24 protein-coding genes and 1 pseudogene are annotated in these 26,098 nt (G+C 64.8%); 21 read left to right on the plus strand and 4 right to left on the minus strand.

The window, feature by feature from the left end; genetic code table 11:
* Nucleotides 1-2: 2 nt before the first annotated feature.
* The 12 genes and pseudogenes from can to PCO31110_RS03015 all read left to right on the plus strand — a co-directional run bounded on the left by can (nucleotide 3) and on the right by PCO31110_RS03015 (nucleotide 13,516).
* Nucleotides 3-683: a carbonate dehydratase gene (gene can / locus PCO31110_RS02960; protein WP_010808393.1), complete on the plus strand. Its 681-nt coding sequence runs from the start codon at nucleotides 3-5 to the stop codon at nucleotides 681-683.
* 150 nt (nucleotides 684-833) lie between these two features.
* Entirely contained in the window at nucleotides 834-2,018 is a 1,185-nt protein-coding gene (locus tag PCO31110_RS02965) for an acetyl-CoA C-acetyltransferase (RefSeq protein ID WP_150689578.1), read from the plus strand.
* Between the two features lie 42 nt (nucleotides 2,019-2,060).
* Entirely contained in the window at nucleotides 2,061-2,738 is a 678-nt protein-coding gene (locus PCO31110_RS02970) for an SDR family oxidoreductase (protein ID WP_150689579.1), read from the plus strand.
* Between the two features lie 187 nt (nucleotides 2,739-2,925).
* On the plus strand, nucleotides 2,926-3,531 hold the full coding sequence (locus PCO31110_RS02975; RefSeq protein WP_010808390.1) for a 2-hydroxychromene-2-carboxylate isomerase: 606 nt from the start codon (nucleotides 2,926-2,928) through the stop codon (nucleotides 3,529-3,531).
* 19 nt (nucleotides 3,532-3,550) lie between these two features.
* Nucleotides 3,551-3,973 carry a YchJ family protein gene (locus tag PCO31110_RS02980; protein WP_150689580.1) on the plus strand — a complete coding sequence of 141 codons (423 nt, stop codon included), beginning with the start codon at nucleotides 3,551-3,553 and terminating at the stop codon, nucleotides 3,971-3,973.
* A gap of 66 nt (nucleotides 3,974-4,039) precedes the next feature.
* Nucleotides 4,040-5,647, plus strand: a complete 1,608-nt coding sequence (locus PCO31110_RS02985; RefSeq protein ID WP_150689581.1) for a carboxyl transferase domain-containing protein — start codon at nucleotides 4,040-4,042, stop codon at nucleotides 5,645-5,647.
* Between the two features lie 34 nt (nucleotides 5,648-5,681).
* On the plus strand, nucleotides 5,682-6,473 hold the full coding sequence (locus tag PCO31110_RS02990; RefSeq protein ID WP_150689582.1) for an enoyl-CoA hydratase/isomerase family protein: 792 nt from the start codon (nucleotides 5,682-5,684) through the stop codon (nucleotides 6,471-6,473).
* 312 nt (nucleotides 6,474-6,785) lie between these two features.
* On the plus strand, nucleotides 6,786-8,162 hold the full coding sequence (gene bioA / locus PCO31110_RS02995) for an adenosylmethionine--8-amino-7-oxononanoate transaminase (RefSeq protein ID WP_150689903.1): 1,377 nt from the start codon (nucleotides 6,786-6,788) through the stop codon (nucleotides 8,160-8,162).
* The gene (gene bioF / locus PCO31110_RS03000; protein ID WP_010808384.1) at nucleotides 8,159-9,367 is read left to right on the plus strand and encodes an 8-amino-7-oxononanoate synthase; all 1,209 of its coding nucleotides are present in this window, start codon (nucleotides 8,159-8,161) and stop codon (nucleotides 9,365-9,367) included. The genes bioA and bioF overlap by 4 nt, the downstream gene beginning before the upstream one ends.
* Nucleotides 9,360-10,172 (plus strand): dethiobiotin synthase, encoded by an 813-nt coding sequence (gene bioD, locus PCO31110_RS03005; RefSeq protein WP_150689583.1) that lies wholly within the window; start codon nucleotides 9,360-9,362, stop codon nucleotides 10,170-10,172. Before bioF ends, bioD begins: the two co-directional genes overlap by 8 nt.
* A 130-nt stretch (nucleotides 10,173-10,302) precedes the next feature.
* A pseudogene (bioB, locus tag PCO31110_RS03010) lies at nucleotides 10,303-11,283 on the plus strand (biotin synthase BioB); the annotation flags it as partial.
* A 211-nt stretch (nucleotides 11,284-11,494) separates the two neighbouring features.
* Nucleotides 11,495-13,516, plus strand: a complete 2,022-nt coding sequence (locus PCO31110_RS03015; RefSeq protein ID WP_150689585.1) for an acetyl/propionyl/methylcrotonyl-CoA carboxylase subunit alpha — start codon at nucleotides 11,495-11,497, stop codon at nucleotides 13,514-13,516.
* Nucleotides 13,517-13,655: 139 nt separating this feature from the next.
* Here PCO31110_RS03015 and PCO31110_RS03020 read toward each other — a convergent pair whose 3' ends face one another.
* Together PCO31110_RS03020 and PCO31110_RS03025 are read right to left on the minus strand one after the other, a co-directional pair.
* Nucleotides 13,656-14,057 (minus strand): VOC family protein, encoded by a 402-nt coding sequence (locus tag PCO31110_RS03020; RefSeq protein WP_150689586.1) that lies wholly within the window; start codon nucleotides 14,055-14,057, stop codon nucleotides 13,656-13,658.
* 175 nt (nucleotides 14,058-14,232) lie between these two features.
* Nucleotides 14,233-15,036 (minus strand): AraC family transcriptional regulator, encoded by an 804-nt coding sequence (locus PCO31110_RS03025; protein WP_150689587.1) that lies wholly within the window; start codon nucleotides 15,034-15,036, stop codon nucleotides 14,233-14,235.
* A 261-nt stretch (nucleotides 15,037-15,297) separates the two neighbouring features.
* Between PCO31110_RS03025 and PCO31110_RS03030 the strand changes: the two genes are divergently transcribed.
* The 4 genes from PCO31110_RS03030 (at nucleotide 15,298) to PCO31110_RS03045 (ending at nucleotide 18,845) form a co-directional block, all read left to right on the plus strand.
* Nucleotides 15,298-16,197, plus strand: coding sequence for an NAD(P)-dependent oxidoreductase (locus tag PCO31110_RS03030; protein WP_150689588.1), 900 nt, complete (start codon nucleotides 15,298-15,300; stop codon nucleotides 16,195-16,197).
* Nucleotides 16,198-16,411: 214 nt separating this feature from the next.
* Complete coding sequence (locus PCO31110_RS03035) at nucleotides 16,412-17,626, plus strand: porin (RefSeq protein WP_150689904.1); 1,215 nt, start codon at nucleotides 16,412-16,414, stop codon at nucleotides 17,624-17,626.
* Nucleotides 17,627-17,919: 293 nt separating this feature from the next.
* Nucleotides 17,920-18,105 carry a hypothetical protein gene (locus PCO31110_RS03040; protein ID WP_010808376.1) on the plus strand — a complete coding sequence of 62 codons (186 nt, stop codon included), beginning with the start codon at nucleotides 17,920-17,922 and terminating at the stop codon, nucleotides 18,103-18,105.
* Between the two features lie 494 nt (nucleotides 18,106-18,599).
* Nucleotides 18,600-18,845, plus strand: coding sequence for a hypothetical protein (locus tag PCO31110_RS03045; protein ID WP_010808375.1), 246 nt, complete (start codon nucleotides 18,600-18,602; stop codon nucleotides 18,843-18,845).
* On the opposite strand, the gene PCO31110_RS03050 is transcribed toward PCO31110_RS03045, so the two are convergent.
* Nucleotides 18,846-20,084, minus strand: a complete 1,239-nt coding sequence (locus PCO31110_RS03050) for a diguanylate cyclase (RefSeq protein ID WP_150689589.1) — start codon at nucleotides 20,082-20,084, stop codon at nucleotides 18,846-18,848.
* 367 nt (nucleotides 20,085-20,451) lie between these two features.
* On the opposite strand from PCO31110_RS03050, the gene PCO31110_RS03055 reads away from it, so the two are divergent.
* The 3 genes from PCO31110_RS03055 (at nucleotide 20,452) to PCO31110_RS03065 (ending at nucleotide 23,212) form a co-directional block, all read left to right on the plus strand.
* Nucleotides 20,452-21,375: a DMT family transporter gene (locus PCO31110_RS03055; protein ID WP_150689590.1), complete on the plus strand. Its 924-nt coding sequence runs from the start codon at nucleotides 20,452-20,454 to the stop codon at nucleotides 21,373-21,375.
* 129 nt (nucleotides 21,376-21,504) lie between these two features.
* The gene (locus PCO31110_RS26200) at nucleotides 21,505-22,248 is read left to right on the plus strand and encodes a helix-turn-helix domain-containing protein (RefSeq protein ID WP_306439139.1); all 744 of its coding nucleotides are present in this window, start codon (nucleotides 21,505-21,507) and stop codon (nucleotides 22,246-22,248) included.
* 580 nt (nucleotides 22,249-22,828) lie between these two features.
* Nucleotides 22,829-23,212, plus strand: a complete 384-nt coding sequence (locus PCO31110_RS03065; RefSeq protein ID WP_010808371.1) for a helix-turn-helix domain-containing protein — start codon at nucleotides 22,829-22,831, stop codon at nucleotides 23,210-23,212.
* Between the two features lie 82 nt (nucleotides 23,213-23,294).
* Here the strand turns inward: PCO31110_RS03065 and PCO31110_RS03070 are convergent, their stop codons facing one another.
* Nucleotides 23,295-24,131: an alpha/beta fold hydrolase gene (locus tag PCO31110_RS03070; protein ID WP_150689591.1), complete on the minus strand. Its 837-nt coding sequence runs from the start codon at nucleotides 24,129-24,131 to the stop codon at nucleotides 23,295-23,297.
* 155 nt (nucleotides 24,132-24,286) lie between these two features.
* On the opposite strand from PCO31110_RS03070, the gene PCO31110_RS03075 reads away from it, so the two are divergent.
* Together PCO31110_RS03075 and PCO31110_RS03080 are read left to right on the plus strand one after the other, a co-directional pair.
* The gene (locus tag PCO31110_RS03075) at nucleotides 24,287-24,838 is read left to right on the plus strand and encodes a YaeQ family protein (RefSeq protein ID WP_150689592.1); all 552 of its coding nucleotides are present in this window, start codon (nucleotides 24,287-24,289) and stop codon (nucleotides 24,836-24,838) included.
* A 291-nt stretch (nucleotides 24,839-25,129) separates the two neighbouring features.
* Nucleotides 25,130-26,083, plus strand: a complete 954-nt coding sequence (locus PCO31110_RS03080) for a 2-hydroxyacid dehydrogenase (RefSeq protein WP_150689905.1) — start codon at nucleotides 25,130-25,132, stop codon at nucleotides 26,081-26,083.
* Nucleotides 26,084-26,098: the final 15 nt, after the last annotated feature.

The raw sequence follows: 26,098 nt of genomic DNA on the forward strand, positions 1-26,098 counted from the left end.
TCATGACCGAAGACAAAGACCAACCTCTTATCCATCTGCTCGACAACAATCGCGCCTGGGTTGCCAGCGTGAACGCGGAGGACCCCGCGTTTTTCGAGCGGCTGTCGAAGCTGCAAGCGCCGGAGTATCTCTGGATCGGCTGTTCCGACTCACGTGTGCCTGCCAACCAGATTACCGGCCTTGCGCCGGGCGAAGTGTTCGTCCACCGCAATATTGCGAACGTGGTCGTGCACAGCGATCTGAACTGCCTGTCGGTATTGCAGTTCGCCGTCGAAGTGCTGAAGGTTCGCCACATCATGGTGGTCGGCCATTACGGCTGCGGCGGCGTGGGGGCAGCACTCGACGGCGAGAAGATGGGCCTTGTGGATAACTGGCTGCGCCATGTGCGCGACGTCTACGAGCAGCACGTCGAGCAGATCGACGCGCTGCCCTCGCGCGACGCGCGTCACGACCGCCTTTGCGAGCTCAATGCCATTGAACAGGTCGTGAATATCTGCCACACGACGGTATTGCGCGACGCCTGGGCCCGCAATCAACCCGTGACGGTGCATGGCTGGGTGTACGGCCTGCGCGACGGGCTGGTGCGCGACCTGCGCATGTCCGTCAACAGCCTCGAAGCCCTGCCGCGCATCTACGACCGCTGTGTCGCGGCGATGGACGAATTACGCAACCCACGCGCCTGAGCGATCGGCGCCGTCCGGCTGCGCCGGACACTCCCTCATCCGAATGGGCGCGTGGACGATGGAAGGACTGAAGCATTGGATATTCGGGGGCTGACGAGCCCGTCTGCGAAGGCGAATCGCCAGCCCCGCCACCGATTACAGGAGACTGCCATGCAACAAGACCCGATCGTTATCGTTTCCGCCGCCCGCACGCCGATGGGCGGCCTGCAAGGGGTATTCGGCGACGTCGCGGCACCGCAACTGGGTGCTGCCGCCATTCGTGCCGCTGTCGAGCGCGCCGGTCTGAAGCCGGAACAGGTCGACGAAGTGGTGATGGGCTGCGTGCTGCCCGCCGGTCAGGGCCAGGCCCCGGCGCGTCAGGCCACGCTCGGCGCCGGGCTGCCGCTCGCCGCAGGCGCCACCACCGTCAACAAGATGTGCGGCTCCGGCATGCGCGCCGCGATGTTCGCGCACGACATGCTCGTCGCCGGCAGTGCCGACGTCATTGTCGCGGGCGGCATGGAGAGCATGAGCAACGCGCCTTATCTGCTGCCCAAGGCGCGCGTCGGCATGCGCATGGGACACGGCCAGGTCCTCGATCACATGTTCCTCGACGGTCTGGAAGACGCCTACGACAAAGGTCGCCTGATGGGCACCTTTGCCGAGGAATGCGCAGACCGTTACGCGTTCACCCGCGAAGCGCAGGACGCCTTCGCCATCACCTCGCTCGAACGCGCCCAAAGCGCCATCAAGGACGGGTCGTTCGCGTGGGAAATCACGCCGGTGACGGTGGCTGGCCGCAAGGGCGACACGGTCGTGGATCAGGACGAACAGCCGCTCAAGGCCAATCCCGAGAAGATCCCGACCCTCAAGGCCGCTTTTCGCAAAGACGGTACGGTGACGGCTGCCAATTCGTCGTCGATCTCGGACGGCGCCGCCGCGCTCGTGCTCATGCGCGAATCGACGGCCACGCGCCTCGGGCTCACGCCGCTGGCCCGCATCGCCGGTCACAGCACCTTCGCTCAGGAGCCGGGCCTGTTCACGACCGCACCGGTCGGCGCCATGCGCAAGCTGTTCGACAAAACCGGCTGGTCGACCAAGGACGTGGATCTTTACGAAATCAACGAAGCCTTCGCGGTCGTCGCGATGGCGGCGATGCAGGAGTTCGACCTGCCGCACGAGAAGGTCAACATTCACGGCGGCGCCTGCGCGCTCGGCCACCCGATCGGCGCATCCGGCGCGCGTATTCTGGTCACGTTGATCGGTGCGCTGCGCAAGACCGGCGGCAAGCGCGGCGTCGCCAGCCTGTGTATCGGCGGCGGCGAAGCCACGGCCATGGCTATCGAACTCGTCTGACTCTCCTCTGACTTCGGCGCTGACCGACAGGACAAACCCGTCATGAAAACTGCGCTCATCATCGGTGCTTCGCGCGGCATCGGCATGGAATTCGCACGGCAGTATCGCGAGGACGGCTGGCGAGTGTTTGCCACGGCGCGCGACGACAATGGACTGGCGGCCCTGCGCGAACTCGGCGCCGAACCGCTCAAGCTCGACGTCACGCGCGTCGAGTCGCTCTCCGGCCTGTCGTGGCAGCTCGACGGCGTGGAACTGGACGTCGCCGTCTACAACGCAGGCGTGAACTCGGACCGCACAGCGGGCCTTGCGCCGATCACGAAGGAAGCCTTCGACCGCGTGTTCCACACGAACGTGCTCGGCGCCATGCAAACCGCACCGCTCGTCTTGCCGTTCGTCGAAGCCGCTGGCGGCACGTTCGGCTTTCTCTCGAGCCGCATGGGCAGCGTTGCGCTGATGGAGTCGAACGGAAGTTGGCTCTACCGCGCGAGCAAGGCTGCCGTGAATTCGGTGGTCAAGGCCGTATCGCTCGAAGCGCAGCGCGCCACATGCGTCGCCATGCATCCTGGCTGGGTGCGCACGGACATGGGCGGCGAGGACGCCGACATCGACGTGCAGACAAGCGTAGCCGGCATGCGCCGTGTGTTCGCCCGAGCGCCGCGCGAGCGCGCAACGCACAACGGCGGGTTCTTCAATTACGACGGCAACGCGCTCACGTGGTAGCCACGGGGTCATGCGGGCCGCAGGCGTGAGCCATCCCCTCAGGAACGGCGCACGAGACGAGACAAGTGGCGACGGGGCAGAAATCGCCCGGCGTCAGACGGAATAACAAGCAGTCGCACAAGCTGTTGCCACGCCGCCGTATCTTTTGATTCGCGGGCCAGACACGTCACTCGGAAACGGAGCCAACATGACGTCCGCCATCGATTTTTATTTCGACTTCGCATCCCCTTATGGGTATTTTGCGAGTACCCGCATCGACGACATCGCCGCGAAAAACGGACGCGGTGTCGCGTGGCACCCGATCCTGCTCGACATCGTCTACAAGGTGAACGGCACGGGAGCGCCGGTGCAGCATCCCATCAAGACCGAGTACCTGCGACACGACGTGGAGCGCACCGCGCGCTTTCACGGCATTGCATACAAGCGCCCGACGCACTTCCCGATCCCAACGCAAGCCGCCGAGCGCGCCGTGCTGTGGGTACAGGATCATCGCGGCGGCGACCTGTCTGCGGAGTTCGCGAAATCGATCTTCCAGGCGCTCTACGTCGACGACGTGAACATCGGCGACCCGGGCGAACTCGTGCGTCTGGGCGAGGCGCTGGGCATCGACGGTGCGGCGCTCGATGCCGGTATGCACTCCCCCGCCGCCAAGGATCACCTCAAGGCCGAAATCGATCTGGCCATGGCGCGTGGCGTCTTCGGTTCGCCCTTCGTGATCGTGGACGGCGAACCGTTCTGGGGCTTCGATCGCTTCTCGCAGGTCGAGGCCTGTCTGAAGCAAGGCAAAATCTGACAACAAGGCAAGACACACGATGGCAAGACCCCAACCGTCGCGCAGCACCCCGACGCCGGCCCCCGATCGCGAAGCCTGCCCTTGCGGCGGACTCGCGTTCGACGACTGCTGCGGGCGCTATCTGGAGCGCGGTGACATTCCCCCCACGGCCGAAGCGCTGATGCGCTCGCGCTACACGGCGTTCGTGCGTCACAACGCGCCGTACCTGCTCGACACGTGGGCGGCACGCACACGTCCCGCCATGCTCGACTTCGACGACGCACCGCAGTGGCTCGACCTTCAGGTCAAGACGCATCGGCAAAGCGACGACACCCACGCCGAAGTCGAATTCGTCGCCCGCTACAAGGTCGGCGGACGCGCCCACCGCTTGCACGAGCGCAGCCGCTTCGAGCGCTCCGGCGACGGCCGCTGGCGCTATATCGACGGCGACCTGTTCGACTGAAATCGCACCAGCGCTCGTACAGAAAACGAATTCAACGACAACTCACTCTCCACCGGATTTCGTCACATGCCGATTCTCGAAAGCAAACTCAACCCGCGCGGCGAAGATTTTGCACGCAACGCGGCCACGATGCAGACCCTGGTCGACGACCTGCGCGAACGAGTCGCGCAACTGGCCGGTGGCGGCGGTGAGGCCGCACGTAAGAAGCACGTAGGGCGCGGCAAGCTGCTGCCGCGCGAGCGTGTGCAGCAGTTGCTCGATCCGGGCTCGCCGTTTCTCGAACTCTCGCAACTCGCCGCCATCGGCATGTATCACGACGATGCGCCGGGTGCGGGCATCATCACCGGTATCGGACGCGTCTCGGGTCAGGAATGCGTCATCGTCTGCAACGACGCCACGGTCAAAGGCGGCACCTACTACCCGATGACGGTCAAGAAGCATCTGCGCGCGCAAGAGATCGCCGAGCAGAACCATCTGCCGTGCATCTACCTCGTCGACTCGGGCGGCGCCAATCTGCCGAATCAGGACGACGTCTTCCCCGACCGCGATCACTTCGGCCGCATCTTCTACAACCAGGCGCAGATGTCCGCGCAGGGCATTCCGCAGATCGCCGTGGTGATGGGCTCGTGCACGGCCGGTGGCGCCTACGTGCCCGCGATGAGCGACGAGTCGATCATCGTCAAGGAACAGGGCACGATCTTTCTCGGCGGTCCTCCGCTTGTCAAAGCGGCGACGGGCGAGGTCGTCAGCGCCGAAGACCTCGGCGGGGCCGACGTCCATACCCGGCTGTCGGGCGTGGTGGATCACTTCGCGCAGAACGACGCGCACGCGCTCGCCATCGCCCGCAGCATCGCCGCCAACCTCAATCGTCAGAAGCCGGCGACGGTCACGGTCAAGCCGCCTGTCGAGCCGAAGTACGACGCCCGCGAACTGTATGGCGTGATTCCGTCCGACACGAAGAAGCCGTTCGACGTACGCGAAGTGATCGCACGTCTGGTCGACGGCTCCGAATTCGACGAGTTCAAGGCGCGTTACGGCACCACCCTCGTGTGCGGCTTCGCGCATCTGTGGGGCTATCCGGTCGGCATCGTGGCGAACAACGGCATTCTGTTCTCGGAATCGGCGCAAAAGGGGGCGCACTTCATCGAGTTGTGCTGCCAGCGCAAGATCCCGCTGATCTTCCTGCAGAACATCACGGGCTTCATGGTCGGCCGCAAGTACGAAAACGAAGGCATTGCGAAGCACGGCGCCAAGATGGTGACGGCTGTCGCCACCGCGAACGTGCCGAAGTTCACCGTCATCATCGGCGGCTCGTTCGGCGCCGGTAACTACGGCATGTGCGGTCGCGCGTACTCGCCGCGTTTCCTGTGGATGTGGCCCAACGCCCGCATCTCGGTGATGGGCGGCGAGCAAGCCGCGTCGGTGCTGGCCACGGTCAAGCGCGACGGCATCGAAGCCAAGGCCGGTCAGTGGAGCGCGGAGGAAGAAGATGCCTTCAAGCAACCGATCCGCGATCAGTACGAACGTCAGGGACATCCGTACTACGCGAGCGCTCGCCTGTGGGACGACGGCGTGATCGATCCGGCGGATACGCGCACCGTGCTCGGACTGGGACTGTCGGCGGCATTGAATGCACCGATTCCCGAAACGCGCTTCGGCCTGTTCCGCATGTAACCGCCCGCACCGGTCCTTCGAGGAATTCCCAATCATGAATCTCGCCACGCTAAAACTCAGCGTCGATGCCCACGTCGCCACGATCACGCTCAATCGACCGGACGTGCGTAACGCCTTCAACGAAACGGTCATCGAGGAATTGACGGGGGCGTTTCGCGCGCTCGCCACGAACGACGATGTGCGCGTCGTCGTGCTCGCGGCGGAAGGTGTCGCGTTCTGCGCTGGCGCCGACCTGAACTGGATGAAGAAGATGGCCGGTTACTCGGACGCCGAGAACCGCGCCGACGCGATGACGCTCGCCGTCATGCTGAACACCATCTACCGCTGCCCGAAGCCGGTGATCGCCCGCGTGCAGGGCGACACTTACGCCGGTGGCGTGGGTCTCGCGGCCGTGGCCGATATCGTCGTCGCCGTCGACACCGCGCACTTCTGCCTGTCGGAAGCGAAGCTGGGTTTGATGCCGGCCACGATCGGCCCCTATGTCATTCGCGCGCTCGGCGAGGCTGCCTCGCGCCGCTACTTCCTCACCGCCGAGCGCTTCACTGCGTCCACGGCGCAACGGCACGGCCTCGTGCACGAAGTCGTTACCGCAGACGCGCTCGACAGCACCGTGCAGGCACTCGCCAAGGCGCTGGCCGATAACAGCCCGAACGCCGTGAAGGAGTGCAAACGCCTGGTGCAGGACTTCGCGGGCCGCGCCATCGACGACCACGCCATCGCCGAGACGGCAGACCGTATCGCGACGATCCGCGCATCGGACGAAGGCCGCGAAGGGGTGCGGTCGTTCCTTGAAAAGCGTTCGCCGTCGTGGCGCGAGGTGTCCTGAGCCCTGCGCATGCGCCAACACGCATCATCGGTTACAAATTTTTTTGAGGAGGGCTGACGGCGGAGATACCGCAACGTTATCGGCGGGTTTTACGAATTTATCGATAACGTCTTGCTACAGCACGCAAACCAGCGATTTTTTGCGCCAATTCCGCCTATTGCCCTGCCAAAACGCTTTGCCTACCATGCGCCCATCCCCCACCTCCGGCCCCGTGCGGAAGCGCCCAGTGCGACGCCCGCCACCGGCCAGCCGGACGAACGACGCACGCCGCCGTGCGAGTGTCGTTCGTCGCGGCCAACCAAGGAGTCAATGATGGACGCCTTCACGCGCCCCCCCGCCGGTCCCAGCGATCTCGCCGCGCGCAGTCTGCGACAGGTCTGGCACCCCTGCACGCAGATGAAGCAACAGGCAAAGCTGCCCCTCGTCGCGCTGTCTCACGGCGCAGGCCCCTGGCTCGTCGATACCGACGGCGAGCGCTATCTCGACGCCATCAGTTCCTGGTGGGTCAACCTCTTCGGTCACGCGAATCCGCGCATCAACGCGGCGCTCGTCGATCAACTCGGCCGCCTCGAGCACGCCATGCTCGCAGGCTTCACGCACGAGCCGGTCGTCGCGCTGGCCGAACGCCTGTCTGCGCTCACAGGCGGCGTGCTGGGCCATGCCTTCTTCGCCTCCGATGGCGCGTCTGCCGTCGAGATCGCCCTCAAGATGAGCTTTCACGCGTGGCGCAATCAAGGCCACAGCGACAAGCGCGAATTCGTGTGCGTGCGCAACGGCTATCACGGCGAAACGCTGGGTGCGCTCGCCGTCACCGACGTCGCGCTGTTCCGCGATGCCTACGACCCGCTGCTGCGTCACGCCCATGTGGTGGCCTCGCCCGATGCGCGTCTCGCGCGCGATGGCGAAACGCCGGTCGACGTAGCACGCCGTGCTGCGGCCGAACTCGACACGTTGCTCACCCAGCGCGAGGGGCGCGTCGCCGCCGTCATCGTCGAGCCGCTCGTGCAATGCGCGGCCGGCATGGCGATGCACGATCCCGAGTACCTGCGGCTCGTGCGTGCGCTGTGCGACCGGCATGGCGCGCATCTGATCGCCGACGAAATCGCCGTCGGATGCGGACGCACCGGCACCTTCTTCGCGAGCGAGCAGGCAGGTGTCTGGCCCGACCTGCTTACGCTGTCCAAAGGGATCAGCGGCGGCTATCTGCCCCTCTCGCTCGTGCTCTCGCGCGATGAGATCTACAACGCCTTCTACGACGACGACACCGCGCGCGGCTTCCTGCACTCGCACTCGTACACCGGCAATCCGCTGGCGTGCCGCGCCGCGCTCGCTACGCTCGACATCTTTGCCGACGACGACGTCCTCGCGCGCAACGCCGCTCGCGCCGCCCGTCTCACAAAGGCGCTCGCGCCATTGGCGGACGATCCGCGCGCGCGGCATTTCCGCCATCGCGGCATGATCTGGGCGTTCGACGCGGTGTTGCCGAAGGCATCTGACGCCGCTGGCGCCTTCGCTAAGCGCTTCTACACCGAAGCCCGCGCACGCGGTGTGCTGCTGCGCCCCATCGGCGCCACGGTCTATCTGATGCCCCCGTATGTGCTGGACGACGGCATCGTCGACTGGCTCGCGCAACAAACGCTCGCGGCGTTCGACGCCACGATGACGCACAGCGTGGAGGTGTCGGCATGACGTCCCATCCCTTGCTCGCCCGCCTCGACGCCGAACTCGCGGAGATCGACCGCGCGCACTTGCGCCGCCGTCACCGCGTGGTCTCCACGCCATGCCAGCCGCACGTGCGGGCCGATGGCCGCGATGTCCTCGCGTTCGCCAGCAACGACTATCTCGGTCTGGCTGCCCACCCGAAGGTTGTGGAGGCGCTCATCGAAGGCGCTCGCCGCTATGGGGCTGGCAGCGGCGCCTCGCACCTCATCAGCGGTCATTCGCAGGCCCACGCCGAACTCGAAGACGCGCTCACCGAGTTCATGTCGCCGCATCTGGTCGACGGCCGCGCGCTGTACTTCTGCACCGGCTACATGGCCAATCTGGCGGCGATCTCGGCGCTCGCCGGTAAAGATGCCGAAATCTTCTCCGAGGCCCTGAACCACGCGTCGCTGATCGATGGCGCCCGTCTGTCCCGCGCACGCACGCATGTCTATCCGCACGGTGACGTCGATGCGCTGGCTGCGCTGCTCGCTGCCAGCACGGCCGGGACGAAGGTGATCGTCACCGACGGCGTGTTCTCGATGGACGGCGACATCGCGCCGCTGCCGCAACTGCTCGCGCTTGCCGAACAGCACAACGCGTGGCTCGTTGTGGACGACGCGCACGGCTTCGGCGTCGTGGGGGAAAACGGCCGTGGCGTGTTCGAGCATTTCGATCTGCGCTCGCCCAACCTCGTCATCATCGGCACGCTCGGCAAAGCCGCAGGTGTCGGCGGGGCGTTTGTCGCGGCAAACCATCGTGTCATCGACTGGCTTATCAATCGTGCGCGGCCGTACATCTTCACGACGGCAGCCGCCCCCTCGCAAGCGCACGCACTGCTCACGAGCGTTGCCCTGATTGCCGGCGAGGAAGGCCGCGAGCGCCGCGCCGCGTTGCAGGCCCGTATTGCCCAACTGCGCGATTCGCTCACGCTGCGGCATTGGCGGCATATCGTCTCGCCGACGGCCGTGCAGCCAATCATCCTCGGTGAAAACGCCGCAGCGCTGCACGCGCAGGCGGGCCTTGCCGAGGCCGGGTTGTGGGTGCCTGCCATTCGTCCGCCGACGGTGGCGCCGGGCACGTCGCGCCTGCGTGTGACGCTCAGCGCCGCGCACACCGCGCACGACGTCGCACGGCTGGCCACCGCCATCAACCAACTCGACCGAGACTGGACGGAGCACGCGCATGGATGATCGAACCCCTAGTGCTTGTAATGCTTGCGTCGAGACGCCGGCCGAACGCGCGACGCCTGCCCGCCATGCGTTTTTCGTCACCGGCACCGACACCGAAATCGGCAAGACGCTCGTTTCGTCGGCACTGCTGCACGCAGCGGCGCGTCGCGGACTGGTGTGCGCCGGACTGAAGTCGGTGGCGGCGGGCGCCTTCGAGCACAACGGGCGCTTCGTCAACGACGACGTCGAGCAGTTGCATCGGGCAAGCACGCTGAAGCTGCCGGACGACTGGTACTGCCCGTACGTTCTCAAGGACGCCACTGCGCCTCACATCGCGGCCGCCGCCGAAGGTATTGCGCTCGATTGCAGTGTGATCCGGGCAGGCTACGCGCGTGTGGCCGCGCGCGCCGATCTGGTGATCGTCGAGGGTGTGGGCGGTTTTCGCGTGCCGCTCGGCCCCGACGCCAGTGCACCGGACACGGCCGATCTGGCGCGGCAACTCGGCCTGCCGGTGATCCTCGTCGTCGGCCTGCGGCTGGGCTGTATCAGCCACGCGCTGCTCACCGCCGAAGCCATTGCCTCGCGCGGTCTGACGCTCGCGGGCTGGGTCGCCAATCACGTCGATCCCGATATGCGCCATGCGGAGGCGAACGTCGATGCGATTGCCACGCGCCTGAGCGCGCCGCTGCTCGGACGCGTGCCGCATCTGCCACACCCCGATGCCGCGACGGCGTCCGGCTATCTGGACATTGCCCCGCTGGTCGACTCGACATTGCCGCGTGCGGTTGAGGCGTCGCTAACGACGCGCCCGCACACGGCCCCCTGAGCGCGCGGCCACCCATCGCGCGACACCCCTCACACAGAATTCAAGGAATCACACTATGCAAGTTCACACCCACACCGCCGCTCACGGACACGACGAAGCGCTGCGCCGCAACGACAAGCTCTGGACCGTCGCCGAGATCGAAGCGCTCTTCGCGCTGCCGTTCAACGATCTGATCTTCCGTGCGCAGCAGGTGCATCGCGACCATTTCGACGCCAACGCCGTGCAGCTCTCGACGCTGCTCTCGATCAAGACCGGCGGCTGCCCGGAAGACTGCTCCTATTGCCCGCAATCGGCCCGTTACGACACGGGCGTGGAGGCTGAGAAGCTCATGCCGGTGGAGGAAGTCGTCGCCGCCGCGCAGCGCGCCAAGGACGCGGGCGCGACGCGCTTCTGCATGGGCGCCGCATGGCGCAGCCCGAAACCGCATCAGGTCGACGCCGTGGGCGAGATGGTGCGCAGCGTCAAGGCGCTGGGTCTCGAGACGTGCGTCACGCTCGGCATGCTGCGTGACGGGCAGGCCGAACAGTTGCGCGAGGCCGGTCTCGATTACTACAACCACAATCTCGATACGTCGCCCGAGTTCTACGGTCAGATCATCACCACGCGCACCTATCAGGATCGTCTGGACACGCTCGCCCGCGTACGCGACGCCGGGCTGAAAGTCTGCTGCGGCGGCATCGTCGGTCTGGGTGAGACGCGCCGCGAGCGCGCCGGTCTCATCGCGCAGCTGGCCAACATGTCGCCGTATCCCGAGTCAGTGCCCATCAACAACCTGATGAAGGTCGAGGGCACGCCGCTCGAACACAACGAGAATGTCGATCCGTTCGATTTCGTGCGCATGATCGCCGTGGCGCGCATCACGATGCCGCGCGCGATGGTGCGTCTGTCGGCTGGCCGCGAAATGATGGACGACGCACTGCAATCGCTGTGCTTCCTCGCCGGCGCCAACTCGATGTTCTACGGCGAGAAACTGCTCGTGACGCAGAACCCGCAGGCCGAGCATGACCGTGCGTTGCTCGCGCGCCTCGGCATGCGCACGTCGACCGAGGAAAAGCTTGGCGCCGGGAACGCGGGCGAATGCGATGGCCTTACGGCCTGCGCGACTCACTGAGCCCGTTCGGCAGGCGGCGAGACTGACGACTGGCGTGAAAGGATGTGTTGACGAGTTGAGCGACGCGACGGCTGAGAGATCGCAAGAGACGATCCGCCGTCGCGGCGAAGTTGGATAGCAAAGAGAATGGTGCAAGTGCAGTGGCCCGTCGTCACAAGCGAAGGTGCCATGCGCCACGCGCCACCCAAATCGATCGTTTTCCGGAGGCAATATGTTCGACAAGATCCTCATCGCCAACCGCGGCGAAATCGCCTGTCGCGTCGCGGCAACGGCTGCACGGCTGGGCATTCGCACGGTAGCCGTCTATTCCGACGCCGACGCCCACGCCAAGCACGTTGCCGTGTGCGACGAAGCGGTGCACGTCGGCGGGGCCGCCGCGCGCGACAGCTACCTGCGCATCGACGCCATCATCGACGCCGCCAAAGCCACCGGCGCACAGGCCATCCACCCCGGCTACGGCTTCCTGTCGGAGAACGAGGCGTTCGCCGCCGCGTGCCACGAGGCCGGCATCGTCTTCATCGGCCCGCCGGTCGGCGCCATCCGCGCCATGGGCAGCAAGAGCGCCGCCAAGACGCTCATGGAAGGCGCCGCCGTGCCGCTGGTGCCCGGCTATCACGGCGACAATCAGGACGCCGCCTTCCTGCACGCACGCGCCGACGACATCGGCTACCCCGTGCTGCTCAAGGCCAGCGCGGGCGGCGGCGGCAAGGGCATGCGTGTCGTGGAGCGCAGCGAGGATTTCCGCGCCGCACTGGCGTCGTGCCAGCGCGAAGCGGCGAGCAGCTTCGGCGACGAGCGCGTGCTCGTGGAGAAGTATCTGACGCGTCCGCGTCACATCGAGATTCAGGTGTTCGCCGACACGCACGGCAATTGCGTCTATCTGTTCGAGCGCGACTGCTCGGTACAACGCCGTCATCAGAAAGTGCTGGAGGAGGCGCCCGCACCGGGCATGACCGGTGAGCGCCGCCGCTCGATGGGCGAAGCCGCTTGCAACGCCGCGCGCGCCGTGGGCTATGTCGGCGCAGGTACGGTCGAGTTCATCGCCAATCAGGACGGCTCGTTCTACTTCATGGAGATGAACACGCGTCTGCAAGTCGAGCACCCGGTCACGGAAATGATCACCGGCCTCGATCTGGTGGAATGGCAATTGCGCGTCGCCGCAGGCGAAGTGTTGCCGCGCAAGCAGGACGAGTTGCGCATTCACGGCCATGCGCTCGAAGCGCGCATCTACGCCGAGAATCCGGACAACAACTTCCTGCCGTCGACGGGCACACTGTCCACGCTGCGTCCGCCCGCTGCGGTCCAGTTCGAGATCGGCGGAGCGGCGACACCGGCCGCCGTGCGCATCGACTCGGGCGTGCGCGAAGGCGACACCATCTCGCCGTTCTACGATCCGATGATCGCCAAGCTGATCGTGTGGGGACAAGACCGCGAAGAAGCCCTCGCGCGCATGCGCCGTGCGCTGGGTCAGTACCGCGTCGTCGGCGTGCAGACGAACATCGCGTTCCTCTCCCGCCTGGTCGCCAGCGAGCCGTTCGCCGGCGCCGATCTCGACACCGGGCTGATCGAGCGCCACCGCGACACGTTGTTCCCGGCCGCCGCCCCGGTGCCGGCAACCACGCTGGCGCTGGCCGTTGCCGCACAGCTCAGCCGCGAAACCGTGATCGGACGCCGCAAGTATCAAGACAGCATCGATCATCACTCGCCGTGGCAACTCGCCACGGGCTGGCGTCTGAACGCCGACTACCGGCGCACGCTATCGTTCGATCACGGCGAGACACGTCTCGACGTTGTGCTCACGAGCGGCCCGCAGGCCAGCACCCTGACAGTCGACGGGCAGACCTATCCGTATCGGTACGCCCACGACGGCGGCGTGTACCGCGTGACGCTCGGCGAGCGGCGCGTGCAGGGTCACGTCGACTTCGAGCAGCAAACCGCGCACGTCTTCGCCGATGGTCTGTCATGGACCCTGCGTTGGCATGATCCGCTCGCGCAGGCCGGAGCCCACGAAGGAGGCGAAGGCCGGTTGACGGCACCGATGCCGGGCAAGGTCATCGCGGTGCTCGCGCAGGCCGGCACCAAGGTCGAGAAGGGGGCGCCGCTGCTCGTGATGGAGGCGATGAAGATGGAACACACCATCAGCGCGCCGGCGGACGGGGAGATCGAAGAAGTGCTTTACGTGGTCGGCGATCAGGTGCCGGAAGGCGCGCAGTTGCTGGCGTTCAAGCGGTAGGCGGCAGGCGGTCTGCTGGTGGACTTCAGCCGCAGACCGCACGCGCATCGCACTACGTCAGTCATCGATCGGCGCGAAGCCGGTGGTGCGTGTTCGCGCGTCAGGGTTGTCAGTCAAGGAGTGCCATCCTGAGGGCGCCTCATTGCGCGTCGCTGACGGGTTCGAAATGCACCACCGCGAGCTTGTTGCCATCGAGATCGCGGAAATAGGCGACATACATGCGCGGGTGGTAATCCGGACGCGGCCCGGGAGCGCCTTCGCATTGGCCGCCTTGCGCGATTGCCGCGTCATACGCGGCGTCGACCTGCTGCTTCGATTCCGCATGCAGCGCGATCATGCTGCCGTTGCCGCGTGTGGCCGGTGCGCCGTCGAAGGGCAACGTGACCGTCAACACCACCTCTTCGCTGGGGGCATCTTTACGCCCGTAGAAGGTTTCGTGCGAGAACGGGGTGGGATGCAAATCGAGGGTGGCCAGCACACGGTTGTAGAAAGCCGTCGCGTTTTCCAGATTGTTGGTACCGAGCGTTGCGTAGCGGATCATGGCGGTTCCTCCAAAAAGGGTGAGCAAGTGGGGGAGTCTATAGCACGAGAACCGCCGTTCGAGGGTGCGCGCCCAAACCACGGGGGAACGCCGCGTTGGCACGATCCTCAGGCGCAGGCCGGTTGACTGCACGGATGCCGGAAGCGGTAACGGCCAGTGAGGCTGCGCGCCGGCATCACGCCGGATCTTGCTCGGCCGCGCCCAGAATCGTCTGACGCCGGAACTGTTCCGGCGTCAGACCCGACTGGCGCGTGAACATCTCGATAAAAGCGGAGGGCGTGGCGTAGCCCAGATCGAACGCAATCGACTTGACGGTACGCCCCGCCTCCAACCCCTCGATGGCACGCAGAAAACGCATGCGCTGCCGCCACTGCCCCAGCGTCATCCCCAACTCCGCGCAGCAATGGCGCGCCAGCGTGCGCGGCGTCATGGAGACGGTCTCGGCCCACGCGTCGAGCGTGCGGTTATCGCCGGGCTCGCGTTGCAATGCGTCCAGTACACGGACCAGCGACAGTGACCTCGCCTGCGGCAGGAAACGCGGTTCGGCCGGAGCGAGCGCCAACTGATCGATGAGCACGCGCGCGAGACGGCGGTCGGCCTCGGTGCGCGGACACGCCACACCACGCTCGGCGAAATCGGACAGGATGGCCCGTAGCAGGCCGCTGATACGCAGTGTCGCTGCGCTCGACGGAAGCCCTCCGGCGAGTGAGGCGTCGATATACACCGACCGGTAGATCACGGCGTTCGCGTTGAAGCTCGCGTGCGCGGCTTTCGGCGGAATCCACACGGCATATTGCGGCGGCGACAAGAACCGGGCGCCTTCGATCTCCAACTGCATCACGCCGTTCGCCACATAGTTGAGCGTGCCCCAGTCGTGACGATGCGGCACCCACGCCGTCTGCGCGTCGAACTCGTCGTACCGGAAGTACACCGGGTATGGCAGCTTCTTGAAACTCGGCCAGTTGTTGCGGAAGGTCATGGCGATGGCGGGAACGGGCGCGCCCGGCGACGGATGGCATCACGTGCATCTTACCTGTGCCAATCCGTGCACCGCTCGGGACGCATTTGCTGCATTTGCTGCGGCAGCTCGGCGGCATGTCTCCTATGCGTCAACTCGCATTCGGTGTCATGCTTTCGGACAACGCGGTCGGCACCGGCACGTGGCGCACTTATCTGGCGGCCCTCGTCCTTTGCCCGCTTCCTCCGCGCTGTACCTACATTCCTGGCATCGGGAGACCACATGAATATCGGATTTCTCGGACTCGGCACGATGGGCGCGCCCATGGCCCGCAATCTACTCAAGGCGGGATTCGCACTCCGTGTGTGGAACCGCTCGCGCGGCCCCGTCGACGCACTGACCTCCGCCGGCGCCACGCCTGGCACCACCCCGGCCGATGCCGCTCGCGGGGCGGACGTCCTCATCGCCATGCTGGCCGACGACGACACGTCGCGCGCCGTGCTGTGCGAAGGTGCCGACGGCGGTGCGCTTGCCGCGCTGCCGCGTGGCGCCATCGTCGTGAACATGGCGACCGTCTCGCTCGCTTTCGCCCGGGAGATGGTGGCGCGATGCGAGTCGCTCGGCCTGCGCTATCTCGCAGCCCCGGTGCTGGGGCGTGTGACTGTCGCAGAGGCAGGCAAGCTCAACATCCTGGTGGCGGGCGACACGAGCGTCATCGACACCGTTCAACCGGTCTTCGACGTGCTCGGCCAACGCACCTGGCGCTTCGGCGATTCGCCCGAGCGGGCCAACGTCGTGAAGCTCGCCGCGAATTTCATGATCGCCAGCGCCATCGAATCGATGAGTGAAGCGGCTGCGCTCGCGCAAGGGCACGGCGTGACCAGTGCCGACTTCCTCGACATGGTGACCACCACGATCTTCGCCACGCCGGCTTATACGGGTTACGGTGCAGCGATTGCGAAGGAGGTCTTCGAGCCGGCCGGCTTCAAGCTCGCGCTCGGTGCCAAGGATGTTCGCCTTGCATTGCTTGCGGGCGAGGCTGCGAACGTGCCGATGCCGTTCGGCACCGTGCTGCGCGACAACCATCTGGACAGTCTCGCCCACGACGAAGGCCAGCTCGATTGGGCCGCGCTGTCGCGCGTGGCGCTGCGTCGCGCCGGCCTGCCGAAGGCCAAATCCTGATACCCGTAGCGGGGAGGTTTTCGCGCTACCGCTTACTGCGTTATTCAGCGGCAAATGTTGAGGAGGGTTCCTAGAAACTTCGGCAGCGGCCCAGAGAAGCGGCCGCTGCCATGGGGATTTTCGTTCATTCGGAATTTTCATAAGGAATCCGAACAGGTGTTAGGAAATATTCTCGGTGTCGATTTCAACCATGCGCAGCAAGGCGCTCGACACCATGACTCAACACCCACATACGCCCACTGGTCTGCGCGCCCTCGCGCTGGCTGCAACCCTTACGCTGCTGTCGCTGCCCGCCAGTGTCAGCGCACAGAGCAACGTCACACTCTACGGCACGATCGATTCTGGCTTCGTGCACGCGAACCACACGAACACTGTCAGCGGTCCGCAATCCCGCTCGATGATCACGAGCAACATTCTCTCCGGCAGCCGCTGGGGGTTGCGCGGCACGGAGCCGCTGGGTCAGGGGCTTTCCGCACTGTTCCAGTTGGAGAGTGGATTCAACGCGGTCAATGGCGAGATGGGCAACGGCGGCCGCGCGTTCGGACGCAAGGCCATCGTCGGTCTGACGAGCACCCAATGGGGTGAAGTCACCATCGGCCGCCAGTACGACCCGGTGGTCAACCTCGTGCAGGGCACGACTGCCGACGGTTACTTCGGCGGCTTCTTCGCCACGCCTGGCGACGTCGACAATTACGACAACGGCGCACGCGTCAACAATTCGATCCGCTACGCCACGCCGAACTTCGGCGGCCTGCAATTCGAAGGCATGTACGCCACGGGCAACGTGGCCGGCAAGGAAGGCGCGGGTCGCACGTATGGCTTCGCGGGTGCCTACAGCAATGGTCCGCTATCGCTCGGCGCAGGCTACTTCTTCGCAGATGGTGGAAGCCGGCAAGTGAGCAACTTCACGCGTTCCGACTTTGGTTATCGCGACTGGACCAGCAGCGCAGGCTCGCTGTTCAACTCACCGATCAACAGCGGCTTCCGTACGGCGAGCAAAGTGCGCATTGCACGCGTCGGCGCGAAATACGCCATCGGCCCGGCGATTCTGGGACTGTCATTCTCGAACGCACAGTACGCGAGCGATGGGCTGTCGAATTTCACCGGCACGGCGAAATTCGACACGGTGAACGCCTTCGCAACTTACGCGCTCACGCCGGCGATCAACACGGGTATCGGCTACAGCTATACCCGCTTGCGCGGCGGTCGCAATGTCGGCGCCCATTACAACCAGTTCAACGCCGGCGTGACATATGCGCTGTCCAAACGCACCTCGACCTACGTGATCGGTGGCTACCAGCAAGCCGTCGGCAAGACACTGGATCACGGCCGCGTTGTGGAAGCCAACGCCTCGGTCGGTTCGTACGGCCTGGACGCAGGTGCACGCACGCAATTGCTGGTCGGCATGGGCCTGAAGCACAGCTTCTGATCCATCGCGTCGCCATCGGCCCGAGCACGTTGACGCCTGCGGGTTTGGGCCGATCTTTCCAATGAATTCAGCGATCTTAAATTCAAACGAATGTTTGGACTTTTTTGACTTATTCGTCCAAAAAAATACATTATTTATATTTTAAGGGTTTACCCTATTCGGGAAACTATTTAGAATTCGTCCTCATTGAAGTTCGTTGCGATCGCAACCAGTGATAACCCGCTCTTTGGATTTCCCTTTGAATTCGACGCGCGCCGGTTTTTCAGAGGCTGCAGTCACCAGGGAGAAGTGTCGTGGTTTTCGTCAGTTGGTTGATGTTTGCAACCCTCGCCGTGACGGTCTCGGCAGCGCGTGTGATGCAGTTGTATCGTCGCGCGGCACGCACGGCAGCCGCGACTCACGTCGAGCGCGTGTTGCGATTCCGCCGTAGCCATCGCCATACGCCCTGCCCACGCATTCAGTTCAAGGACGCCGCGTAAATCGGCGTCGCCCGCAGTCCTGCAGTACAGAAAGTCTCGCATCACCGCACCACCCGTTGCCGACATCCGGCAACAGCAGTGCTCGTCGTGAATTCAAGCCGTACCCGCAGTTGCAGTTCGCAGTACTCATGCTGTTTCCGGCGCCTATGCCGTGGCCGGATGGAGAGTCATCCCTCCCTGCTGTTACGAGGCATCGCTCCCACGCGTCAGAGCCTTATCGCCGCCCGCGCTCCAGGCGGCGAGTTGCTCGCCCACAGCCTCGTATTGCCCAGACGTTGTACAAGACAACCCGACGCCCCGGTCAGGTATCGCAGACACCGCCAGAACGGACATCGGCGCCACGATGGCGTCTTTCCGTCCGTTTGACGCGCTCGTCACATTGACCCGATCACAAATCGTCGGATCGCGATCGCCCGCACTATCGCGCGGGCGATCGGCATACGCGCTATCCGCGCGACATGCCCTATGTTTTAAAAATGAGAAGATTGACAGACATGAACACCGACCCAGAGCGCATCACCCTGACGATCACCCTGCACCCGAACGATCTGAAACAGCTTGATAAAGCGTGTCAACGCGTGGGGATGAATCGGGAAGATTTCTGCTTGCTGTCCACGCATCTGGAAGGCGCCCGCGTGCTCAACGGCGAGGGACTGGCTACGCTGGCACGTCCGTTCGGCTTCGCCGCCGCGCTGCCCGCCGCCCTGCGCGGGGCGCTTAACCGCCTTTGCAGGCGCTGATTAGCGTGAGTCGGCGGTGGCGCCCGTGCCGGTGTCATCGCCACACCCGACTTCGCGCGCCGTCCTGACTGCGCCCTCCGCATCGAGGACAACCATGCCGTCGCGTCCCCCGCGTTTCGCCCGATACAGCGCGCGATCGGCGTGCTGAAGCCAGGATTGCGGCGTATCGAAGGTCGTGGAAAACGGCACCAGCCCAATACTCACCGTGCACTCGGCCAACGATAAAGCCTGCGTAGTCTGCATCTGGATCTGCGCCTCGGCCTGTGCGACCCGGGCACGCAGATCGGCAAGCAGGCGGTACATCAGATCCTGCCCCGACACGTCACCGGTGTTCACTAACACCGCGCCGAACTCCTCTCCGCCGTAGCGGCCAACGGCATCGATCTCACGCAGACGTTGACGCAGCAGTCCGGCAAAGCGCCGCAACGCCATGTCGCCCGCGGCATGGCCCAACGTATCGTTGATTCGCTTGAAGTGGTCCAGATCCATCAGCACCAGACATGCCGGTTCTCCCGTGAGCACGCAGTGGGCGTGAATCTCGGCCAGCCGTTGCTCCCACGCGCGGCGGTTAAGCAACCCTGTCAGTCCGTCGTGCCGTGACAGGTACTCCATCTCGCGCGAGCGCTGTGCCAGCTTCTGCGCGAGGTCGTACGTCACCTTCCCCAAGGCAATGGGATACAGAATCAACATCGGCAAGCTGGTGACGACATTGAACGTGTCGGACGCCGGGGCCCATACGAAGCCGAGCGCGGCGATGCCGATCAGCAACCCGGCCACATTCGCGAGCACCCCCTGAAGAAACAGCCGGATGCCTCCGGCACCGATGTTGTCCATCGACATCATCGTCAGTATCACCACGCTCGGTAACAAATTGAATTGCATCGCGGCAACCCAAAAGCCCCCGAATGCGGCATCGATCAACAGATTGGCACGCTCGGCGCGATACGGAACCGGTCGCGACAGCGCCAGCACACAAGCCAGATGCGGCCAGATAAACCCGTTGAAGATCAGCAACGCCCATAGCCAGAGCGGGGTGGACGGCTCGTGCCGATAGAAGACGCCGGCAACGCAGAAAAATCCGATGCCCAGGCCAATCGTTCGCAGACGATAGATACGTCGCACGAAGCGCTTGCCCTTCCCCGCGACGGCCGAGCCGTTAGCGGAGAGGGACGACGCAGTGCGCCGTTGCTCCGAATCGTCGGCGCGCGCCGAGCGGTCTTGCTGACTCACTCTCACCATGCAGCTCCGATCACGTATCACGAAACGCGCACGATGCCTGCGCATCGTGGGCCGGGCACGGCGTGTCGCGTACGCGACCTACGTCTCGCCCCCCCGGAATGGCTTCATTCTACCCGCGGCTTAGGACAGCTAGCCAATATTGGTCGAACCGGTCTAACCAGCGAGCATCGCCAGGCAGCGACGTCGCGTCCGAAATGCCTTATCGTTTGTCTTAAATTCACTATGTCACTCGCCGCTTTCGGGCGGACAATTCGCAACGTCGTGTGCGTCGACGCGACGCCCCGTGAGCGGTATCGCCCGGCCCCGCGCCTGGATTCCCGCACCGCTTTTTCCGATTGGCCGGCCCGCCGGCACCTGACTCAGACACATGGTCAATTTCATCCTGCCGCTGGCTGCCGTACTGATCTGGTCAGCCAACGTGATCGTCAACAAGCTCGCTGTCGGTCACATCTTCCCCGCCGAGATCGCCTTCCTGCGCTGGTTCGCCGCGTGGCTGCTGCTCACGCCGTTCGCCTTGCCGGCACTGTGGCGCGAACGCCGGGCGTTTCTGCCGCATCTGCCGCAGTACGCAACGCTCGGTGTGCTCGGCATGGCGATCTATCAAGGACTCGCCTACTCGGCGGCACACTATACGAGTGCCACGAACATGGGGATCATTCTCGCGTTGCTGCCCCTTGCCACGCTGACACTCGCCGTCATTGTGCTGGGCGACGCGCTTACTGCGGGTGCGCTGGCCGGTGGCTTGCTGTCGATCGGCGGCGTGCTGTTGGTGGTCGGGCACGGTTCCTTGCTGCATCTGGCGGATCATGGCATCGGCATCGGCGACGCGATGATGTTTGCCGCCATGCTCGCCTATGCGATCTATTGTGTACTGCTACGCAAGTGGCAATTGCCGCTCGCACCACTACCATCGCTTTACGCACAGATCCTGTGTGCCGTTGTCGTCCTGCTGCCCTTCTATCTGTTCTCGCAGAAGGCGGGCGTGTCGATGGACAACCTGCCCCAACTGGCCTTCGCCACCCTTCTGGTCTCGATCGCCGCGCCGTTCATCTGGATGATCGGCGTTGCACGTATCGGCCCGCGACGCGCCACGGTCGTCATCAACCTGGTACCGATCTTCGCTGCGCTGATCGCGGCGTTCGGGCTCGGCGAACATCTCGCGGCCTATCACCTCGTGGGCGGCGCACTGATTCTGGCGGGCGTCGCACTGGGTGAGCACTGGCATTTGCCGATCCGTAAAGCGCGTGAACCGATTCCGGCGTTGTCCGATGAATTGGGAAGCGTCCGATAAATTTTGCGCTATTAGCGTCGCCGACTCTTTATAGAGGCCCGGCTGTAACGCATGGGGAGGAGAGCGATATAACGTCGCAGGGCGCGGGGGGATTGATTACGCTGTGTGACTCGTCAACGGAGTTCCGCCATGCAAACGAATCCACTCGCGCTGTTCGGAGACCATCTGGCCCGCCTGCGAAAGGCGCGCGGCTGGTCGCAGGAGAAACTTGCTCTCGAGAGCGGTCTGGCACGCTCGTATGTCAGCGGCATCGAGCGCGGCAGGCGCAACGTCGCCCTCGTCAACATCTGTGTGCTCGCCGATACGCTCGGCGTGCCAACGTCGGAGATGCTGCGCTTCGCTCAGGCAGCGTCCGGCGCCGAGGACGGTACCGCGCCGTCCGATCACACACCGGTGCCTCAGATTAGCCGCTTTCTGTGCCGGCTCGAAAACCGCGATCAGGTATGGCTCGCCGAAATCATCCGAAGTCTCAGCGCCCGTCTGAGCCATGCTGCCTCGCCCGGTGGGGCGCGCGCCGGTTCTAACACCCCCGCAGCCTCGCCCGCCGCGCGCGACGATCTGGCCGGCGAGGACGAAGACCTCGAGGAGGCCGACGATGCCGACGTGGGAAGCCCCGCCTTCAGCAGAGTCTCCGAGCGCACCGTCATCGATCGCGGCTTTCCCGCACATCACCACTTCGCCGCACCGAGCGAAGACAGCTACCGTGTCGACGACGACGAGGGTGAGCCTGCCGATACCGCCACGCACATCCGCGAGCCGGAGCGCGCGTCGTTCGGCGACACAGACGCCTCAGGTGAATCCACTGGCGCACACCGATCCGATGCCATCGCGCGTGAGGAATCGCGGCGTTTCCCCAACGACGATGAAGAGTGAGCGATAGCCGGGCAATTGATTCTTAGGACATAGCGCAAAGTCCCCCGAGTATCGCGGGGGGCATTGCGCGATTGTTCGTCCAGTAAGAGTTACCAAGACCCCTATCGAAAGCGATCACTTCAGCGAGCGTCGGGCATTGCACCGAACAACGTCTCACGGCTTCGTGCCGAACGCCCATACGCCAGTCACCACGGGCATGACAGCAAGTTGATGCCCGCCGCAAACTCGTGCGCAACACCGCGGCATAACACTCGCCGCGTCGACATCGAGTGACATCCCAACGCGGAACCTTTCAGAATCCCCTCATGGCGTGGTTTCGCATGTCCGGTGTCACACTGCGCGGCTCGTGTTGACGGGAGTGCGACAAGATGTATGGCAATGCCTTCACAGCGATACGCAGACTGGCGCCGTCGCTACCCTCGGAAAGCTCTCGCGTTTTGTGCCTTCTCCGAAAGTTCACAAAAACTCCGCATCGCAGACTAGGTAGTTCGTGCCTCGCAAACGGGGGATACCCGAGGCACCGCCCTCAATACCGGATTTTTGTTTCAATCTTCTCGTCCCTAACAAGGAAAACATTCTTATGGACACCAACTTATTTCGATTCGGCAGACACCTCGCCGGCTTGCGCAAGAAGTACAACTGGGCGCAAGACAAGCTGGCGCTGGAAAGCGGACTGGCGCGCTCTTATCTGAGCGGTGTCGAGCGTGGCAAACGCAATATCTCGCTGCGCAATATCTGCATTCTGGCGGACACGCTGGGGCTGCCCCCGCATGAGCTGCTGGCGTTCGATTCGTCACACGGCATGGCAACGGATACCGGGCCGAGTGCGGCCGCGCCCTGCGATCCGTATCCGTCGCTCAATCGCGCCATGCAGAAATTGTCGGACCGCGATCAGGCATGGATGGCCGATCTGGTCCGTACGCTGAGCTTGCGTCTGGGTCACGGCGTGTTGCGCGACGAATGAGAGTGAAACGCGAAGTCGAGACGACTGGCTCGCGTCAGGTGTCGGGCGACACCTCTGTCCGGGCGTTTAGCGTCTGCGGACGTTAGTCGTTCCCGAGGAAGGCGTCCACCGCGCGGTGAAATGCAATCGGATTGGCGAGGTTCATGCCATGCGACGCGTCCTGAATCACCATGCGGCGGGCTTCCGGCATGGCGTGCGCGAGCGCGTTCAACACCTCCGGATAGGGCGCGGGGCTCTCCGCGCCGCCCATCAGCAACACCGGCGCATGCAACGCGCCAAGTGCATCTATCGGCAACGGCGTGCGCGGCTCTGCCACCTGACCGATCAAGGTAAGCGCGTTGTCGCGCACCATCCGCTTGAACCAGGGCACCATGCGACGCCAGGTGTCCGGCCCGCTCACCGCGTCGATGAAGATCGCCAGACCGCCGTCGATATCGCCCGCCTCGATGGCAGCGAGCGCCGCCTGGCGGAAGTTGCCCCGCTCGCTGTCGAGCGACACCTGAACAGGACCACCGCTGATTTCCACGCCCGGATCGGCAAGGATGAGCGAGCGCACCGTGTCCGGCGCCAGAAGTGCCGTGCGCAGCGCGACATAACCGCCGCGCGAATGGCCGAGCACATGAACCGGCCCCACGCCGAGCGCCGTAATGAACGCGGCCAGATCCTCGGCGTGCTGTTCACCGGAGAACGTGCCGTCGCGGCCGTTCCAGGCTTCCGGCCAGTAGTGGCGCAGGCTCACCGCGATGACTCGCCGCCGCTGCCCCAGCGGCTCCATGTTCGGCTTGAAATAGCGACAATCGCAAAGCGAGCCGTGAACCAGCACGAGCGGTGCGCCGGCGGCGTCGGCAGGTGCGGGAGTTTCGACGTACGCCATCGGATAGCCGTTGACGTCGATCGTTTGCGGTGCAGGAACCGGCATGGGGACACATCAGGTAAGACGGGCAGCCAGTATACCGAGCTTGCGGCCCCCTTGCTGCGGCGCGTCATCGGCGTAGCAAGCCGGCCCAGACAAATGAGCGGGTGTCGGGGCCTGGTGTATGCTTGCGACTTTCTTCATTCCTGCGGTTTCCCGGCATGGCACTCAAAGCCACGATCTACAAGGCCGAGGTGCAAATCACCGACCTCGACCGCCACTATTACGCGTCCCATAGCCTGACGCTGGCCCGGCATCCGTCGGAAACCGACGAACGCATGATGGTGCGCCTGCTTGCCTTCATGTTGTACGCGAGCGAGCGCCTCTCGTTCGGCAAGGGCATCTCGACGGCCGACGAGCCCGACCTGTGGGAACACGACTTCGGCGGCGACATCGTCCGGTGGATCGACGTCGGTCAGCCCGACGCGCGCCGCCTCGTCAAGGCCGCCGGCCGCGCAGAGCACGTGGATGTTCTGGCGTACGGCGGCAAGCCGGCCGCCATCTGGTGGCAAGCCACCGAATCGCAGATCACCCGCCTGTCGAACCTCACCGTGCGCATGCTCGATGAGGTGTCCGCCGAGGCGCTGACGGCACTGGCCTCGCGTACGATGCGCCTGCAATGCACGATTCAGGATGGCGACGTCTGGGTCGCGGACGACCACCACAACCTGCCGATCAACCTCGTCACGCTACGCGCCGCCGCCACCGACTGACCGGTTCCGGGTCAAGCCATCCACTGGCGCGGATCTCTCAGCCGCTCCGCGCCCTCTTCCGCCTTTCCCCCACCTCCGGCCTCGCCCCAATACGCGGCGCGCCACAAGCTGCGTTACACTTGACGTTAACGTCAATCGAGTCACCGCGACCGCGCCGCTGGCGCGCACCGGAAGGATCGGCTTATCGTGTCGAGCGCACACCCCGGCGACCTTTGGGGCGCGCACATGTCGCACGCTCGCTGTCCCCTGTCGCCATGCCTCATTCCTTATAAGCGTCTGCCCTCGCACCTCATGGACATCCTGATCTTTTCCCCGGACGGCAAGACCGCCCCGTACGAAACCGGCCTTGCCGAGCATTTGCCACAGGCTCGCATCCGCGGTTGGCAGCCCGGCGATACGGCCCCGGCCGACTATCTGGTGCTCTGGAAGCCGAGTGCGGAAGTGCTGCAACCTCGCGAACGCCTGAAGGCCATCTTCAACATGGGGGCCGGGGTCGACGGCGTGCTCGGCACGCGCGGCGAAGGCGCCCAACGCCTGCCGGCGGGCGTGCCGCTCGTGCGTCTGGAAGACGCCGGCATGGCCGACCAAATGGCGCAATACGTCAGCGCCGCCGCGTTGCGCTACTTCCGCCGCCTCGATGTATTCGACGATCAGCAGACACAAGGGCAATGGAAGTTTCAGAAGCCGAACCGTCTCGCTGACTTTCCCGTCACCGTGCTCGGCTACGGCACGCTCGGCGCACACGTCGCCAGGATGTTGAAGGCGTTCGGCTTTCCGGTTCGCGCGTGGAGCCGCGGCCAGCGCAGCGAGGACGCGTCTGGCAGCGGCGTCGAGTTGCACCACGGCAGTGCCGGCTTCGACGCCTGCGTGTCCGGTGCGCGCATTCTCGTGAACTTGCTGCCGCTCACACCGGAAACGGTCGATGTCCTTAACGCGGATCTATTCGCGAAACTGGCGCAGGGCGCGTATCTGATCAACGTGGCACGCGGCGCCCATCTGGTTGAAGGCGACCTGCTGGCCGCGCTCGAAAGCGGTCAGATCGCGGGCGCCACGCTCGACGTGTTCCGCACGGAACCGCTGCCCGCCGACCACCCGTTCTGGCGTGCGCCGCGCGTCACCGTCACACCGCATATTTCGGCCCTGACGCTGCGCGACGAGACGGTCGCGCAGATCGCGGGCAAGATCGCCGCCCTCGAGCGCGGCGAAGCCATTACCGGCATCGTCGATCTGGCGCGCGGATACTGAACCGCCGCCCGTCAG

The sequence above is a fragment of the Pandoraea communis genome (genome assembly GCF_902459745.1).
GTDB lineage: Bacteria > Pseudomonadota > Gammaproteobacteria > Burkholderiales > Burkholderiaceae > Pandoraea > Pandoraea communis.

Excerpts from the sequence above, each read along its gene's own strand:
- can (WP_010808393.1), top strand. The coding sequence starts at position 3 with ATGACCGAAGACAAAGACCAACCTCTTATCCATCTGCTCGACAACAAT.
- PCO31110_RS02965 (WP_150689578.1), top strand. The coding sequence starts at position 834 with ATGCAACAAGACCCGATCGTTATCGTTTCCGCCGCCCGCACGCCGATG.
- PCO31110_RS02970 (WP_150689579.1), top strand. The coding sequence starts at position 2,061 with ATGAAAACTGCGCTCATCATCGGTGCTTCGCGCGGCATCGGCATGGAA.
- PCO31110_RS02975 (WP_010808390.1), top strand. The coding sequence starts at position 2,926 with ATGACGTCCGCCATCGATTTTTATTTCGACTTCGCATCCCCTTATGGG.
- PCO31110_RS02980 (WP_150689580.1), top strand. The coding sequence starts at position 3,551 with ATGGCAAGACCCCAACCGTCGCGCAGCACCCCGACGCCGGCCCCCGAT.
- PCO31110_RS02985 (WP_150689581.1), top strand. The coding sequence starts at position 4,040 with ATGCCGATTCTCGAAAGCAAACTCAACCCGCGCGGCGAAGATTTTGCA.
- PCO31110_RS02990 (WP_150689582.1), top strand. The coding sequence starts at position 5,682 with ATGAATCTCGCCACGCTAAAACTCAGCGTCGATGCCCACGTCGCCACG.
- bioA (WP_150689903.1), top strand. The coding sequence starts at position 6,786 with ATGGACGCCTTCACGCGCCCCCCCGCCGGTCCCAGCGATCTCGCCGCG.
- bioF (WP_010808384.1), top strand. The coding sequence starts at position 8,159 with ATGACGTCCCATCCCTTGCTCGCCCGCCTCGACGCCGAACTCGCGGAG.
- bioD (WP_150689583.1), top strand. The coding sequence starts at position 9,360 with ATGGATGATCGAACCCCTAGTGCTTGTAATGCTTGCGTCGAGACGCCG.
- PCO31110_RS03015 (WP_150689585.1), top strand. The coding sequence starts at position 11,495 with ATGTTCGACAAGATCCTCATCGCCAACCGCGGCGAAATCGCCTGTCGC.
- PCO31110_RS03020 (WP_150689586.1), bottom strand. The coding sequence starts at position 14,057 with ATGATCCGCTACGCAACGCTCGGTACCAACAATCTGGAAAACGCGACG.
- PCO31110_RS03025 (WP_150689587.1), bottom strand. The coding sequence starts at position 15,036 with ATGACCTTCCGCAACAACTGGCCGAGTTTCAAGAAGCTGCCATACCCG.
- PCO31110_RS03030 (WP_150689588.1), top strand. The coding sequence starts at position 15,298 with ATGAATATCGGATTTCTCGGACTCGGCACGATGGGCGCGCCCATGGCC.
- PCO31110_RS03035 (WP_150689904.1), top strand. The coding sequence starts at position 16,412 with ATGACTCAACACCCACATACGCCCACTGGTCTGCGCGCCCTCGCGCTG.
- PCO31110_RS03045 (WP_010808375.1), top strand. The coding sequence starts at position 18,600 with ATGAACACCGACCCAGAGCGCATCACCCTGACGATCACCCTGCACCCG.
- PCO31110_RS03050 (WP_150689589.1), bottom strand. The coding sequence starts at position 20,084 with ATGGTGAGAGTGAGTCAGCAAGACCGCTCGGCGCGCGCCGACGATTCG.
- PCO31110_RS03055 (WP_150689590.1), top strand. The coding sequence starts at position 20,452 with ATGGTCAATTTCATCCTGCCGCTGGCTGCCGTACTGATCTGGTCAGCC.
- PCO31110_RS26200 (WP_306439139.1), top strand. The coding sequence starts at position 21,505 with ATGCAAACGAATCCACTCGCGCTGTTCGGAGACCATCTGGCCCGCCTG.
- PCO31110_RS03065 (WP_010808371.1), top strand. The coding sequence starts at position 22,829 with ATGGACACCAACTTATTTCGATTCGGCAGACACCTCGCCGGCTTGCGC.
- PCO31110_RS03070 (WP_150689591.1), bottom strand. The coding sequence starts at position 24,131 with ATGCCGGTTCCTGCACCGCAAACGATCGACGTCAACGGCTATCCGATG.
- PCO31110_RS03075 (WP_150689592.1), top strand. The coding sequence starts at position 24,287 with ATGGCACTCAAAGCCACGATCTACAAGGCCGAGGTGCAAATCACCGAC.
- PCO31110_RS03080 (WP_150689905.1), top strand. The coding sequence starts at position 25,130 with ATGGACATCCTGATCTTTTCCCCGGACGGCAAGACCGCCCCGTACGAA.